Origin of the sequence: Exiguobacterium artemiae 255-15 (assembly GCF_000019905.1) — a bacterium.
Taxonomy (GTDB): domain Bacteria; phylum Bacillota; class Bacilli; order Exiguobacteriales; family Exiguobacteriaceae; genus Exiguobacterium_A; species Exiguobacterium_A artemiae.
Window position 1 is genome coordinate 1,221,464 of record NC_010556.1, and the last position, 14,568, is coordinate 1,236,031.

Annotated in this window: 14 protein-coding genes and 1 pseudogene; 11 read left to right on the forward strand and 4 right to left on the reverse strand. The window is 45.6% G+C overall.

From position 1 onward, the window contains the following. Window positions 1-93: 93 nt before the first annotated feature. The gene (locus tag EXIG_RS06205; RefSeq protein ID WP_167315840.1) at window positions 94-1,038 is read right to left on the reverse strand and encodes a DUF2268 domain-containing putative Zn-dependent protease; all 945 of its coding nucleotides are present in this window, start codon (window positions 1,036-1,038) and stop codon (window positions 94-96) included. 295 nt (window positions 1,039-1,333) lie between these two features. On the opposite strand from EXIG_RS06205, the gene brnQ reads away from it, so the two are divergent. Next, window positions 1,334-2,674: a branched-chain amino acid transport system II carrier protein gene (gene brnQ, locus EXIG_RS06210; protein WP_012370080.1), complete on the forward strand. Its 1,341-nt coding sequence runs from the start codon at window positions 1,334-1,336 to the stop codon at window positions 2,672-2,674. Between the two features lie 138 nt (window positions 2,675-2,812). After that, complete coding sequence (locus EXIG_RS06215; protein WP_012370081.1) at window positions 2,813-3,922, forward strand: glycerol dehydrogenase; 1,110 nt, start codon at window positions 2,813-2,815, stop codon at window positions 3,920-3,922. An 83-nt stretch (window positions 3,923-4,005) separates the two neighbouring features. On the opposite strand, the gene EXIG_RS06220 is transcribed toward EXIG_RS06215, so the two are convergent. Next, window positions 4,006-4,935, reverse strand: a complete 930-nt coding sequence (locus tag EXIG_RS06220) for a cation diffusion facilitator family transporter (RefSeq protein ID WP_012370082.1) — start codon at window positions 4,933-4,935, stop codon at window positions 4,006-4,008. A gap of 308 nt (window positions 4,936-5,243) precedes the next feature. Between EXIG_RS06220 and EXIG_RS06225 the strand changes: the two are divergent. After that, a pseudogene (locus tag EXIG_RS06225) lies at window positions 5,244-6,794 on the forward strand (IS1182 family transposase); the annotation flags it as partial. Window positions 6,795-6,924: 130 nt separating this feature from the next. Here EXIG_RS06225 and EXIG_RS06230 read toward each other — a convergent pair. Continuing rightward, window positions 6,925-7,854 carry an SH3 domain-containing M23 family metallopeptidase gene (locus EXIG_RS06230; protein ID WP_012370084.1) on the reverse strand — a complete coding sequence of 310 codons (930 nt, stop codon included), beginning with the start codon at window positions 7,852-7,854 and terminating at the stop codon, window positions 6,925-6,927. Between the two features lie 387 nt (window positions 7,855-8,241). Next, window positions 8,242-8,976, reverse strand: coding sequence for a peptidoglycan DD-metalloendopeptidase family protein (locus tag EXIG_RS06235; protein WP_012370085.1), 735 nt, complete (start codon window positions 8,974-8,976; stop codon window positions 8,242-8,244). A 334-nt stretch (window positions 8,977-9,310) separates the two neighbouring features. Between EXIG_RS06235 and EXIG_RS06240 the strand changes: the two genes are divergently transcribed. From EXIG_RS06240 to EXIG_RS06275, 8 genes are all read left to right on the forward strand, one after another. Beyond that, on the forward strand, window positions 9,311-9,772 hold the full coding sequence (locus EXIG_RS06240) for an NUDIX hydrolase (protein ID WP_041261554.1): 462 nt from the start codon (window positions 9,311-9,313) through the stop codon (window positions 9,770-9,772). 148 nt (window positions 9,773-9,920) lie between these two features. Then, window positions 9,921-10,796, forward strand: coding sequence for an SDR family oxidoreductase (locus EXIG_RS06245; RefSeq protein ID WP_012370087.1), 876 nt, complete (start codon window positions 9,921-9,923; stop codon window positions 10,794-10,796). 13 nt (window positions 10,797-10,809) lie between these two features. Continuing rightward, a complete protein-coding gene (locus EXIG_RS06250; RefSeq protein WP_012370088.1) occupies window positions 10,810-10,998 on the forward strand; it encodes a hypothetical protein in 189 nt (62 codons plus the stop codon). A gap of 133 nt (window positions 10,999-11,131) precedes the next feature. Next, on the forward strand, window positions 11,132-11,422 hold the full coding sequence (locus EXIG_RS06255) for a hypothetical protein (protein ID WP_012370089.1): 291 nt from the start codon (window positions 11,132-11,134) through the stop codon (window positions 11,420-11,422). A gap of 147 nt (window positions 11,423-11,569) precedes the next feature. Then, the gene (locus EXIG_RS06260; protein ID WP_012370090.1) at window positions 11,570-11,950 is read left to right on the forward strand and encodes a GntR family transcriptional regulator; all 381 of its coding nucleotides are present in this window, start codon (window positions 11,570-11,572) and stop codon (window positions 11,948-11,950) included. After that, window positions 11,943-12,623, forward strand: a complete 681-nt coding sequence (locus EXIG_RS06265) for an ATP-binding cassette domain-containing protein (RefSeq protein WP_012370091.1) — start codon at window positions 11,943-11,945, stop codon at window positions 12,621-12,623. The genes EXIG_RS06260 and EXIG_RS06265 overlap by 8 nt, the downstream gene beginning before the upstream one ends. Beyond that, window positions 12,620-13,432: a hypothetical protein gene (locus tag EXIG_RS06270; protein WP_012370092.1), complete on the forward strand. Its 813-nt coding sequence runs from the start codon at window positions 12,620-12,622 to the stop codon at window positions 13,430-13,432. Before EXIG_RS06265 ends, EXIG_RS06270 begins: the two co-directional genes overlap by 4 nt. 10 nt (window positions 13,433-13,442) lie before the next feature. Continuing rightward, window positions 13,443-14,522: a hypothetical protein gene (locus EXIG_RS06275; RefSeq protein ID WP_012370093.1), complete on the forward strand. Its 1,080-nt coding sequence runs from the start codon at window positions 13,443-13,445 to the stop codon at window positions 14,520-14,522. The last annotated feature ends 46 nt before the right edge of the window (window positions 14,523-14,568 follow it).

Here is a 14,568-nt window from a genome sequence, read left to right on the forward strand (position 1 = left end):
GTTCGGCTTAAAAAATCAAAACCACGGTTCGCCTGTCTGTTTCAGAGACACGCGATTCGTGGTTTTTTAGTCGTTCTATCATCAGAAATCCGCTCAACGGATCGTCAACTTCTTCGCATAACCGGTTTTCTCCAAAATATCAGTTGTCGGCATCTCGGTCCATTTGGCGACGGGAAGATCTGGATTTTTCTGAAGGAAGTCCGTCATGATCATATAGCCGAGCGTATATTGGGCAAGTGGCGGGATGTCTTTGTCATAGTTGCCGTATCGTAAATCGTATGCATCGACGTTATGGTTGTTGATCTGTGTCAACAGATTTTCGAGCGTATGATCGAGTAACGGTTCTGTCGCTTCCGATTTCCCTTTTGGATAAACCTGTGCAGCAAACATGTCGGCTTCACCTTCTAACATGATGCCATTGAACATCGAGTCGTGCGTGTTGCTTTTAAAAGCAACGGTATGGTGGTACTCATGGGCGACAGCATTGGCAAGTGTATCTGTTGAAAAACCTTTAGCCAGGTAGAGCGTGAACATATCAGTTCCTGAGGCAAAACCGGTGACTCCGCCATGGCGCTTTATCTCGGCCGGATTATGGACATTGTAAGGTGCGACAAAGACCGTCAGCTTATCGGTTCGAGGCAATGCATCAATCGAAGTCTGAAGACTTTTTTTAATCTGTTGCTGAATGGCATCCTGATGTTTTTTCAAGTAGACAATCGTTTTGTTCAGCTCTTCTGCATTGTCGGTCGGGATATCTAAAATCCGCCGGTCTGTATATGTATCTGTCAGTTTTTCTTTTTCGATCCATTTGTGTTTCGTAGCCAACACATGTTTCTCGAACAGGGCCCCATTCTCGGTCGGCTCTTTTAATGTCGCATCGACATACGACTGATAGGCATCGTACAGCGGAATGATTTGAATCGTCTGATGATCTTGTTTAAAGGTCAATTTCTGCGGTTCGGCCTTTTCAGCTTCCGGCGCATCGGTACAGCCTGCAAGCAGACTGGTCAAGGTAGCGGCAAGTAAAAGTCGTTTCATCCAGGTTCCTCCTTTGTCTAAAAAACCATAATTATCCATACGTAAAGTAATTGGTAAAAGTTTCATGATTTCCTCCTAGTCAGATGAACTTATGTTACCGATTACAAAAGAACAACCCCAAAATGGCAATATTTCGCTATTGAAGGATACGAGAACGTTTTCAGCTAAATTTTCAGAATATTCACCAGATAAACTCCTAGCATGAGGTCACAAACCTATGTTATCCTTTCGGACGAAGTACCTGATTTTGCTCGAGTCAACGAATCAGGTCGTAATTTAATAGTGGAGGTTTCTTATGTCTAAAACAGTTCCAACATCCTTTATCGTCGTCATCGGTATGATGCTGTTTGCCTTGTTTTTCGGGGCCGGAAATTTGATTTTTCCACCGATGCTCGGACAAATGGCAGGTGAGAACGTCTGGATTGCCAACGCCGGATTCCTGGTCACAGGCGTCGGGTTGCCGTTGCTGGCCATCTTGGCATTTGCTTATTCCGGTGAACCGGACTTACGGGCGATGGCGTCACGGGTCCATCCGATCTTTGGTCTTGTCTTTGCGATCATCTTGTACTTGGCAATCGGTCCGTTTTTTGCGATTCCGCGTGCCGGAACCGTTTCGTACGAGATTGGTATCAAACCTTTCTTCGGAGAAGGGGCATCGTCGACACCATTACTGATTTTTTCGATTCTGTTTTATACGGTCGCGTGTCTGTTATCATTGAATCCGACAAAAATCGTCGATGTCGTCGGCAAAATCCTGACACCGATTAAGATCACGTTTATCGGCTTATTGATTCTCGTTGCCGTGATTAAACCGATCGGAAGTTTTCAGAATCCTTTGACGACATATCAGCACAATGCCTTTTTTAACGGCTTCCAGGAAGGCTATTTGACGCTTGATGCCCTCGGAGCGTTTGTGTTCGGAATCATCATCATTTCGGCGATTAAAGACCAAGGGGTCACGTCGAAAAAACAATTGCTCGTCATTTGTTCGAAAGCCGCTTTGATTGCGGCGAGTTTACTTGCCATCACGTATTCAGCGCTTGCCTTCATGGGCGCATCGAGCATCTCAAAAATCGGTCCATTGACGAACGGAGCGGAAATTCTGTCGGCGGTGTCCGATTATTACTTCGGCTCATACGGTTCGATTTTGCTCGGTTTGATGATCACGGTCGCGTGTCTGACGACGAGTGTCGGACTGATTACTGCCTGTGCGTCGTTCTTCTCACTGTTGTTGCCGCGGATTTCGTATGTCAAATGGACGATTGGTCTGTCGATCTTCAGTGCACTTGTCGCCAATATCGGACTGACGCAGTTGATTGCGATCTCCAAACCGGTTCTGTTGACACTGTATCCGTTAGCGATCTGTCTGATCTTCCTAACGTTCTTACATAACGTCTTTAAAGGAAAACCGGCTGTCTATCAAGGGGCGATGTGGATGACGTTTGCCGTCAGTCTGTTTGACGGACTGAAGGTGGCGAAAGCACCGGTCGAACCGGTCTTGCGTGTCTTTGAAAACGTGTTGCCGTTCTTTTCCGTCGGACTCGGTTGGGTCGTTCCGGCGATTATCGGGGCTGTCCTCGGCGGATTGTTCGGTCGGAAAAAAGCATACCGGACGGAACAGTCACGGGTTGCTTAAATTCAGTTGGTCTGGAAAGAAGCCGTTTCGATTTCGAATCGAAACGGTTTTTTGCGTTTAACGAACAGACCAAAAAGGAATGGCTTAAAATGTAAGCCATTGTTGATACTGTCGTTGAAGAAAGAAAGGATGTTGAACATGTCAGAACGTGTTTTCATTAGTCCGGCGAAGTATGTCCAAGGGAAAAATGTCATTGATCGGCTCGGTACATATGTGAGTCCGATTGGAGACGTGGCCCTAGTGATCGCCGATGATGTCGTTTGGAAAATCGTCGAGGAACGTGTCCATGCTTCATTTTCAGCAGAAGGAATCAAAATTGAAAAAGCAGATTTCAGCGGTGAAGCCTCAAAACATGAAGTCGAACGGATTGCCGCACAAGCCAAGGATGCCGGCGTGAAATTCGTCATGGGGGTCGGGGGCGGGAAGACGCTTGATACGGCAAAAGCCGTTTCGGACGAGTTCCATCTGCCGGTCGTCATCGTACCGACGATCGCTTCGACCGATGCGCCGACAAGTGCACTGTCCGTCATCTATTCGGATGAGGGAATCTTTGAGAGTTACCGTTTTTATAACAAAAATCCGGATCTTGTCTTGGTCGATACAAAATTGATTTCTGAAGCGCCGGCCCGTTTCTTTGCTTCGGGGATTGCCGATGCACTGGCGACATGGGTCGAGGTCCGGAGTGTCATTGCCTTTGGAGGCACGACGATGGCCGGTGGACGGCCGACGATTGCGGCGGAAGCGATTGCGAAACGCTGTGAAGAAGTGTTGTTCGAGCACGGACGTCTCGCCTATGAGTCGGTTCAAGCAAAGGTCGTCACACCGGCGCTTGAAGCTGTCGTTGAAGCCAATACGTTGTTGAGTGGTCTTGGGTTTGAAAGCGGTGGACTGGCGGCAGCACATGCCATCCATAACGGATTCACGGCGCTTGAAGGAGACATTCACCATTTGACACACGGGGAAAAAGTCGCGTTCGGGACGCTCGTCCAGTTGGCGCTCGAAGAACACCCGCAGGAAGAAATCGAACGGTACATTTCGTTCTATATGGATCTTGGACTGCCGGTCACACTGGAAGACGTCAAACTAAAAGATGCTTCACGCGAAGACATCTTAAAGGTCGGTCACGCAGCGACGGCAGAAGGGGAGACAATTCACAGCGGCTTTGATGTAACGGCGGATGAAGTGGCGGATGCCATCATTGCCGCTGACCGCTATTCAAAAGCTTATCAGGCGAAATTGAAGAACTGACGAAACGTTATACCAATGATAAGCAAAAAGGCGATTCTCCCGATTGAAGGGAAATCGCCTTTTTAGTGTAAGAATGGTTCTTATTAATGGACATGCTTCTGTTCCCCATGACAGTACAGCTGATTCTCATGGTCATGCTGAGCGGTCTCAACCTGAATCGTGGCATGAGTAATGCCGACATGTTTTAAGTCGTGGTCCAGTTGTTCCCGGATCGACTCCGATTCACGGACCGTCATGTCGTCTTTGACGACGACGTGGCAGGATAACGCGTTGTAACCGCTCGTAATCGACCAGATATGAAGGTCGTGCAGACCAAGAATCGCTTCGTTCGTTTGAATGGTCGAGACGACCTGTTCGACATCAACGTCGCTTGGTGTACCTTCCATCAAGACGTGGACCGCGGCCTTCGTTACGTAATAGCCGCTGCGCAGAACGAGGATTGCAACGATGATACTGGCGAGCGGATCCGCAATTCCCCAGCCGAAGAACAGGATCAACAGGGCGGCAATGATGGCTCCGATGGATCCGAGCATGTCACTTAAGACATGCAGGTAGGCACCACGCATGTTCAGATTATCTTCGTGCCCGCCGCCGCGCGTCATGATCCAGGCAACGAGTAAGTTCACTAGAAGTCCGAGTGTACTGATGATTAACATCCCGGTCGTTGCGACAGCCGGAGGATCAACAAACCGCTGCACGGCTTCGACAAAAATATAAAGCGAAATGCCGATCAAGGCGACACCGTTAAAAATCGCCGCGAGAATTTCAAAACGTTTTGAGCCGAACGTCTTGTTTGCATCCGGCTTCTGGTTTGAGAAGTGAAAGGCTGCGAGTGCAATTGCAAGTGAAATCGAGTCGCTCAGCATATGCCCGGCGTCCGATAACAAAGCCAGACTGTTCGTCCAAAATCCGCCGATTACCTCGACGATCATAAACAGCGTGATGATGGTGAACGAGAGAAGCAATACTTTTTTATTGTCGGTGTGATGATGATGATCATGATTATGTGCCATAAAGATACCTCCTGATACATTCAAATGTCTATTTGAATTATAGAATGCGAAACGTCTGTGGTCAATCGACGTATGTTTCATTTTCCACTGAGAGAAGAGAATGAAACGCGATCATTGGACGATATACGGTTGGATGAGACATAAAACGAGGCTGGGACATAACTCAGTTTTATAAATGAGAAGGCCCTCGAAACGTTTTTCGTTTCAAGGGCCTTCTTCTATGATGAAAAACCGATTTTAAGTAAACAAATAAGGACTGCCTCTGATAAAGTTAAAGTGACCAAACCATAACTATCGGAGGTGTCCTTATGTTTAAAAATTATACCATGAACCAGCTGGTTCTACCTTTAGATTTAGAAATTCGTCTTCAAGAAAACGATATCGCATTCGCCGTTCATCATCTTGTCGAGTCCATTCCCGACGATGCCTTTGAACCTTTTACTCGAACGACAGGCTGCCCCGCCTATCATCCACGCATGATGATGAAGATCATTTTATGCGCCTATACGCAATCGGTCTTCTCTGGTCGGAAGATCGAAGGACTCCTTCAAGACAGCCTGCGTATGATGTGGCTCGCTCAAGGGAATGAACCGAGCTATCGTACTATCAATCGCTTTCGAGTGCACCCGGCAGTCACACCTATCCTTAAGCAGGCGTTCGTCACCTTCCGTTGCCATCTCGTCGAGATGGGAGAAATTAAGGAAGAAGCGATCTTCATTGATGGTACGAAACTAGAAGCGAATGCGAATCGATATACGTTCGTCTGGCGAAAATCCGTCGAGCGATATAGTGCGTCGCTCGTTGAAAAGTCTAATCTTCTCTATGAAGAACTCGTCGCACAAGAAATCTTACCGGAGATTGAACGAGAAAGTCCAGACGAACTGACCCTTCCTGAACTCGAGCACATCGGTGATGTTTTGGAGGGACGAATCGCTTCTATCAATCAAGAAATCGAGGCAAGTTCAGATACGCAGGAGAGAAAACGGCTTCGTTCCGAACGAAAGCAACCCCATCTTTTCCGAAAAAAGTTCGCTGAGTTCGTGGAAAGAAAAAGGAAGTATGCCGTCCAAAAGGAAACGTTCGATGGACGGAACAGCTATTCGAAAACGGATACGGATGCGACGTTTATGCGGATGAAGGAAGATCATATGCAAAATGGACAACTCAAGCCGGGGTACAACGTGCAGATTGCGACCGAAGGTCAATATACCCTCGCTTATGATGTCTATCCCAATCCGACCGATGCCCGCACGTTAATCCCATTTTTAGATGAGGTTTCCTCGTATCTTACTTTACCGAAACATATCGTTGCGGACGCCGGCTATGGAAGCCAAGAAAATTATCAGGAGATTCTGATGCGCCGAGGGCGCATTCCGCTCGTTCCCTATACGATGTTTCAAAAAGAGAAGACGCGAAAATGGCGTGATGATCCTTTTAATCTCGTCAACTGGTCCTACGATGAAACGACCGATCACTTTGTATGCCCGAACGGGCAGAACGTGACGTTCCGTTACATGTCTAAGAGAACGGATCGATATGGTTTTACCCGCGATTTCAAGGTGTACGAAAGTGAGAGTTGTGATGACTGCCCGCTTCGATCCCTCTGTACCAAGGCAGAGAAGGGTCGTCATCGCCAAGTCCGAGTAAACGTTTCGTGGGAAGAGCAAAAGGAACAGGTAAAGGACCTGCTTTCAGATCAAAAAACCGGGAAAATCTACGCGAAACGTAAGATAGACGTAGAACCAGTTTTTGGGAATCTGAAGGCTAATTTGCGTTTCACTCGTTTTTCCGTAAGAGGAAAAGCAAAGGTGAAACGTGAGCTTGGCTTCATCCTTATGGCAGTAAATCTGAGAAAGTGGCTCACCCAAAGTATTGCCCGAGGGGCATTTTAACAAGAGGTGATGAAAAAAAATAAGGGATTGCCATCGTGACGATGGCAATCCCTTATTTTCTTTAAAAGCCAGCTAGTTATGTCCCAGCCTCGTGTCGTTATAGATAGTTCAACGGATTGACGCTGCTTGCCGCCGATGTCGCACTGTAGACGTATGTTCCGCGATGCAGTTCAAAATGAAGATGCGTTCCGAACGCATTTCCTGTTTGACCGACCGTACCGAGAAGCTGTCCTTTTGAGACCGATTGTCCGACTGAGACCGATCGGCTGTTCATGTGGGCATAGAGACTCGTGAAGGAAGCGCCGTCAATCGAATGCTTGACCATGACATAATTGCCGTACGCACCTTTTAATTGAGAAGTGATGACTTTCCCGGCTGCCGTTGCATAAACCGGTGTGCCTTTCGGGGCACCGTAATCGATTCCGTTATGGAACGTATAGCCGTAGACACCGCTTGCTTGACCATATCCTTGCGTGATCGGTCCACTGGTCGGCGTGATGAAATCGTTTGAGGCTTTGGTTGCCCCACCCGAATTGGTTAAGCTCGTGACCGTATATTTTTTAACATAATCGGCATGGACAAATCGTTTGTTGCCATTATATAAGAATTTAATCCAGTCTCCCGTCCGACCGAGGTAACGGAAGGTTTGTCCGCTGTTGACGATCCCGACCTGAGAACTGCTTGTGGACGAACTGCTTCTGACGCGGAGATTATCGACCATGATTTTGATTTTATATGATGTCGTGACAGAATATTTTTTGACATATGTAGAAGAGACGTAGACTTTACGTGATCCGTACAGAATTTTTGTCCAATTTCCGGTCCGGCCTAAGTATTTGTATGTATCGCCTTTATCAAGACCTGTGATGATACCGTATGTCGTCGCGGGACCGGTGCGGGCACGCAATCCATCGTTCATGACTTTGACCTTATAAAACGTTGCCGCATCAGCTTTTGGAACGGCATATGTCGAGAAACCGGCGACGGCGATAGCGGATACCGTCAGCGTAGTAAATAATTTTTTCAAATCAGTAAATCCTCCTTTGAATCTGTCGGACTGAATCCGTATGTGGGTGGAGCAATATGTAAGGTTGTTCTATGATTTCTTAGATGAGTGTACCATTAGTAAAAATGTTTAAATATTACAATATTATTTCTATAATGTTTCGATATTTTATATTATAGAGAGCATAAAATCTATTTTACCTTAATTTAGGAATTTTAATTCTTATTGATTTTTCTGTAAAACCTAGATTTTTATTGATTAGACAACGATTTTTAAAAAGTGTCAGGAAATCAGAACAATCAGTATGTTATGATGAATTTTCCAATAATTAGAATGAATTTATTTCAGAGGAGTTATTTTCAAAAAGGTTTAAAAAAACGGACAACCGAAAACGGCTGTCCGAAATGATTATAAGACGCTGAGCGGATTGATCGTGTTGACGGCTGAAGTTCCGCTGTAAATGTAACCGCCGCGGTGCAGTTCGAAGTGAAGGTGTGAACCGGTTGAGTTTCCGGTGCTGCCGACATTTCCGATTTTTGAGCCTTTTGCGACTGATTGACCGGTGTAGACGGAACGTTTGCTGAGATGAGCATAAACACTTGTGTAGGTTGAACCGTTCACTTTATGTTTCATCATGACATAGTTGCCGTAGGCGCCTTGATAGCCTGATTTAATGACTCTGCCGGAAGCAGTCGCACGGACCGTTTTCCCTGCGGCTGCTGCGATATCGATGCCGTTATGGAACGTATATCCGTAGCGGCCGCTCGCTTTTCCGTATCCTTGTGAGATGCGTCCGCTTGTCGGACGGAGGAAACCTGTTGAATGGGAAGCTTTTTTGGCTGTTGCCTTTTTCCCGATGCTGTATCGTTTTACATAACTGGAATAGACGTACCGTTTTTTACCGCCATACGAAATTTTTGTCCACTTGCCTTTTTTACCATAGTATTTGAAGGTCTTCCCGGCATTGACTCCGCCGACGATTTTATACTTTGTGGAAGGACCGGTCCGGACACGTAATCCATCGGCCATGACTTTGACTTTGTAAGAAGAAGAGCTTGCAGCCTCGACCTTACCTGTACCCGTGCTAGCGAATCCTGAAACGACGAGTGCGCTCATCGTGACGGTTGTTAAAATACGTTTCATGTAGTAGTTCCTCCTGATGTGAAAACAATTGACGGTCGATGAGTTGTGACAGATTGCATCTGTCTATAAGTTGTAGGCTGTATATGAATACTGCGTCGAAGTAGTGAATTTGATAAACCGAGTATAGCATCGAGTGTTTTGAAAATAATATTTCAGTTTGATTGCTTAAATATAGGTAATTAATATGTATTGTAATATATTGATAGGAATAATTCTGAAATACCGTCATACCAGGGAAAATTTTATTACAGGGTATGAGTTTTATGACATAATCCGGAATATGTGAAAATGTGATAAAGTATGGGTCGATAGCGAATTGGAGGAGAAGATGAAGATGGATATCAAGTTTACAGTAGGGCAACAACGCTTTAACCACCGGGCAGCGGCAGTCATTATCAAAGACGGACATCTGTTGATTCACCGGAATGTCCGGGATGAGTTTTGGGCATTGCCGGGCGGAAGGATTCAATTGATGGAGAACGGGGAGGCGGCAATCGTCCGGGAAATCAAAGAAGAACTCGGATTAAAGGCCGAGGTCACACGCTTTTTATCCGTTCATGAAAACTTTTTTACATATGAAGACGTGTCTTTTCATGAAGTCGGCTTTTATTATGAAGTAACTATTTTGGGTGATATGGCGGTCACGACCGAAGAATTTTTTGGAGTGGAAGGCGAAGAATTGATTTATCGATATGTTCCAATCGAACAATTAGAGACAGTGAAGCTGTATCCTGAAAAATTGATGAAAATGATTCAGTGTGGTGAATGGTCGCCATTATTTTCAAATGAAGAATGACTATGTTACTTTTCTTCTTTTCATATAGAAGAAACGAACTAAAAAAACGATAATTTTTATCGTTTTTTTTTCGTTAGACGTTTATTGATATATGGCAAGGGAATGTTAATGAAGGTAGTCATTAAATAGTGAAAAGGGGTTGGGTCATATGCGTGAAGAAGAATTGGAGCAGATGCATCAACAAGCACGGGGACAAACACAGGATCAGCAACCGGGAATCGAAGCGGAAATGCATCCTGAACCGGTGTACGACGACCCGGAATACGTCGGATCAGGTAAGTTGAAAGGCAAAGTGGCGTTGGTGACAGGGGGAGACAGCGGTATTGGGCGTGCCGTCGCGATCGCCTATGCCAAAGAGGGCGCTAACGTCGCCATCGTGTACTTAAATGAGGGACGGGATGCAGAAAAAACGAAACAATTGATTGAAGGGTATGGTGTCAAGGCACTGGCGCTTGCGAAAGATGTCAGTCAACCGGAGAACGCCCAACCGATCATTGATCAGGTCATTCAAGAGTTTGGTCAATTGAATATCCTGGTCAACAATGCCGGAAAACAGTTTCCGCAAGACGATTTCTTGGCGATCACACCGGATCAGTTAAAAGAGACGTTCGAAACGAATCTCTTTTCAATGTTCTATCTGACGCAGGCTGCGTTACCGCATTTGAACAAGGAAGATTCGATCATCAATACATCGTCCGTCACGGCGTATCGCGGGGCACCATCACTGATCGATTACTCGGCAACCAAAGGGGCAATCACGACGTTGACGCGTTCGCTGGCGTCAAACTTGATTGAAAAAGGGATTCGCGTCAATGCCGTTGCACCCGGTCCGATTTGGACGCCGCTCATCCCGGCAACGTTCACAAAAGAAAAGGTGGAAGCACACGGGGAAGACACACCGATGAAACGACGCGGCCAACCGTCGGAAAACGCACCGGCGTATGTCTACCTGGCGTCACGCGACTCCAGTTACGTCACCGGTCAAACGATTCATATCAACGGCGGCGATTACATTACATCATAAGGAGGAACTCATCATGAAGAAAAATCCGAATGAAGTGCCGGAACACGAACCGGATCAACAACCGGACGAGATTCCGACAACACCACCGTCCGAAGTGCCGGAGACACCGCAGGAAGATCCAATCCGTCAACCGGAGCCGGACACGTTCCCGGAACCAACGGAAATTCCGGATACACCGCAAGAAGATCCGAACCCTTACTAAACCGATGCAACTGATTCCGGAGATAGTCCGGAATCAGTTTTTTTTGTCAGAAAAGTAAAAATATGCATTTTAATGGGAACCCTTACATAAAATCATCCGTATAAAAAATTATACAAAAAAGGGGGAAGAACACATGGAATTTCTGTTAGCATTTCTCTCACTAGGGGCAGGGTTTTGGTTTTTTTACAGTTATTTACTCGGATTTCGCAACAAAAACATCACGATGACGTTTGACGATCGGTTCTATGCACTCGAAGATCACGTCAAAGCGATTGAACAAAAATTAAAACAGGATGGAAAACTGGTCGAATATTTAGGGAACCGTCGCTTTTTGGTTAATGGAAAACGGTATCTGTTCGTCGAGCGGACGGTACCAATGTCGGGGATTCCGGTTCAACAGACGATTTTGGAATATCAAAAGTAATGGAACTCAAGATGTTGTCTCTATTTTAGAGACAGCATCTTTTTTTTTGGAAAGTAATTGACAGCCAACTGTATTACCCGTATGATACAGAAAGAAAGTGTATTACTGTTTTAATACAATGAACGGAAGAAGGAGGTCAAGGACCTGATGCAATTTGACCAAAGAAGCCCGGTGTATCTTCAAGTCGTCCGTTGGTTCAAGGAACAAATCGCAACGGAAGAACTGAAGTGCGGACAGGAAATCCCATCGCGCCGGGAAATCGCCGCGCAGCTGGGAATCAATCCAAATACAGCGCAGAAAGCCTATAAAGAGATGGAGGAACAAAATTTGATCACGACAGAACGAAACGTCCCGAGTAAGATCACGATGGATCAGGAAATCGTCAAAAAAGTCCGGACGGAGATGCTCGATGAAGCCGTCGCCCAGTTCATCGAGGCCGTCCAAGCGATTCAGATTCCGCTTGGCGAAGTCGTCACGAAAGTCGAAACCGTCTATCAATCAACGGAACGGAGGAAGGTCGATGCTTGAAGTCCATGGCTTGAAAAAACGATACGGTCGGAAAAAACCGATTCTTGAAGGGGTCTCCTTTTCGGTGCGTCCGGACAGCATCACCTGTCTGATCGGTTTAAACGGCGAAGGAAAATCAACGATCTTAAAAGCCATCATGGGACTCGTCCCGGTCGATGCCGGAACCGTCCTCGTCGACGGCGAGGTCTCACGCGATAAAATTGCCTTCGTTCCGGACCTGCAGACGATGCCCGGCTATATGACGATCGGGGATGCGCTTCTTTACATGAACGACTATTATCCGGACTGGAATCCGAAAGTCGCCGAAGAACTGATGGGGTTGTTCAAGTTACTGACGACTGACAAAATTTTGGAACTGTCAAAAGGGAATCAGGCGAAGTTCAGTTTGGTGCTTGGTTTTGCACTGGACCGTCCGTACCTGTTGCTCGACGAACCGTTTGCCGGAATTGATTTATTTACGAAAGAACAGATTGCCTGGATCTTTTCGAGTCATTACATGGAAGGACGCGGCATCCTGATGACGACACATGAAATCATCGAAATCGAACACCTGATTGACCGGGTTGTCTTTTTGCAGGACGGTCGGATCATCGATGAACACGATACGGAAGAGATGCGTGAAGTATACGGAAAATCGGTCCAGGACCGGATGCGGGAGGTTTATCAGCGATGAAACAGTACCTGATGTTAACGAACGAAGAGTTAAAACGAAGCTGGAAAATGATTATATCTATCATCCTCGCGATGGCGGGTATTGAAATCCTGACCGTCGTCGGACGGGTCATCTATCATGAACGTCAGGTGCAGGAGTATATGAGTTACGCCAAAGTAAGCGAATCCGATGCTATCCGCACGATTGAAAAGTTATCGTTTGAACAAGCTAGCTCGTATTTCAGCTATATTATCTTGATCGGAGTAGCTCTTGTGTTGCTGTATGCCGTCCAGATTTGGTACCGGGACTGGCTTGGAGAGTCCAAGTACATATACCGTTTACTGTTGTTACCGGGCAACCGGGCAAAAATCTTTTTTGCTAAATTTACCTCGCTGGCTCTTGTCATCATTAGCTTCATTGGTTTGCAGTGGGTAGTCATTCAGCTCAGTTTTGTCATATTCAACTGGATGATTAAGGATGACTACCGTGCAACTTCTACTCTTGGATTGTCGCGGACTTTAAAACAGTTATATACGATGAATCTTGTAGATGTACTCGTCATTGTAACGCTCGCCCTGTTTACCGTCAGCTTTTTGTTTATGCTCATACTGCTGGAGCGGTCGTATCGGAAAACAAAAGGACTATTGTTCATCGTCCTTGAAGTCATTGCTATTGTCGTGATCATGATGGGCGGTATGTACATCATTGAAACGCTCGATATCTTTTTATCACAGGAAATATCAGCAATCATGATAGCGATTTTTGTTCTCTATTTTATTTATACGATTTGGAAAAGCCTGCGCTTGTTAAAATGGAAAATTTCGGTCTGAGGAGGACGTCATGCGAAAATTTAAATTTGTAGTTATTCTGGCAGTCGTCAGTGTTTTGACGCTCGGCATTTATACCGTCTTTATTCAATCGATCGAGGAATCGGATTTTACCGTGGAGACGATCAAAGGGAATCCGAAACAACCGGAAGTCCGGTCCATTCAAGCGGAACTATACGATAACGGTTTAAAAGATGTGGATTATAACGTTGAATTAGACGGTCATGTTCAAAAAAAGACCAATAATTTTATCAGCGATCTGTTTGAGAATCCGTCTGAGGAAAAGCGGGCTCCGGCTGACTTTCGGCGCTTCATCCGTTCTGATTACGTCACTATGCTGAAACAGGACGGCATTTCATATGCGATGGGTGCGCCGGACAATACTAAGTGGGAACTTCAGTACTGGGAAGAAGGCAAGCAGCGCGTCGTTAAAAAAATCTTTCCGGCACCTGCTGAAGCTCGGAAATTAGGGGAAACTCAAATCACGCCGTATAAGAAAATCGGGGACAGTTTATATGTCACGATCTACGATCTGCAAACGGAAGTCGGCACGCAGTTATACAAAATCGATTTAAAAGGCGATAGCATTCAAAAAATTAATTTATCTGTTTCTTCTCAAGATGAAATCTCGCTCTTAGGAATTCATAATGAAGTGATTGTCTATTACGTGATGGAAAATATTAATGGAACAGATGTAAGTAAAGAAAAATTATACATGAGCAACGGAAAAACAACAAAGCGCTTAAAAGGCTTAAAATCATTCAGCAACGGGCAAACGGAACTCAGTGCAGATGGCTCGAAGCTGATTGTACTTGAACGTGAAATGAACGATTTCAACTGGACTTTGTATGACATAAAAACAAAGCAAGTAGAAAAACATTCAATGGATATCCCGTTAGTGACGGATGAGTTTGGATTGGGTGAGTATACTACGCTTAAGGATGGTTTGATTTATACGGCGAATCGGTTGAATGATGGGATTTACAATGTTCGAGTCATCGATCCATTATCCGACCGCATTTTGTATGAAGGAAACATTAAAGACAAACTGAAGCGCGAAGAGACATCCCTAAACGGGCTGGTCTTGAAATAATAATGATACTTTTGACATTACAGCAAAAAACGCAATCTGAAACTCT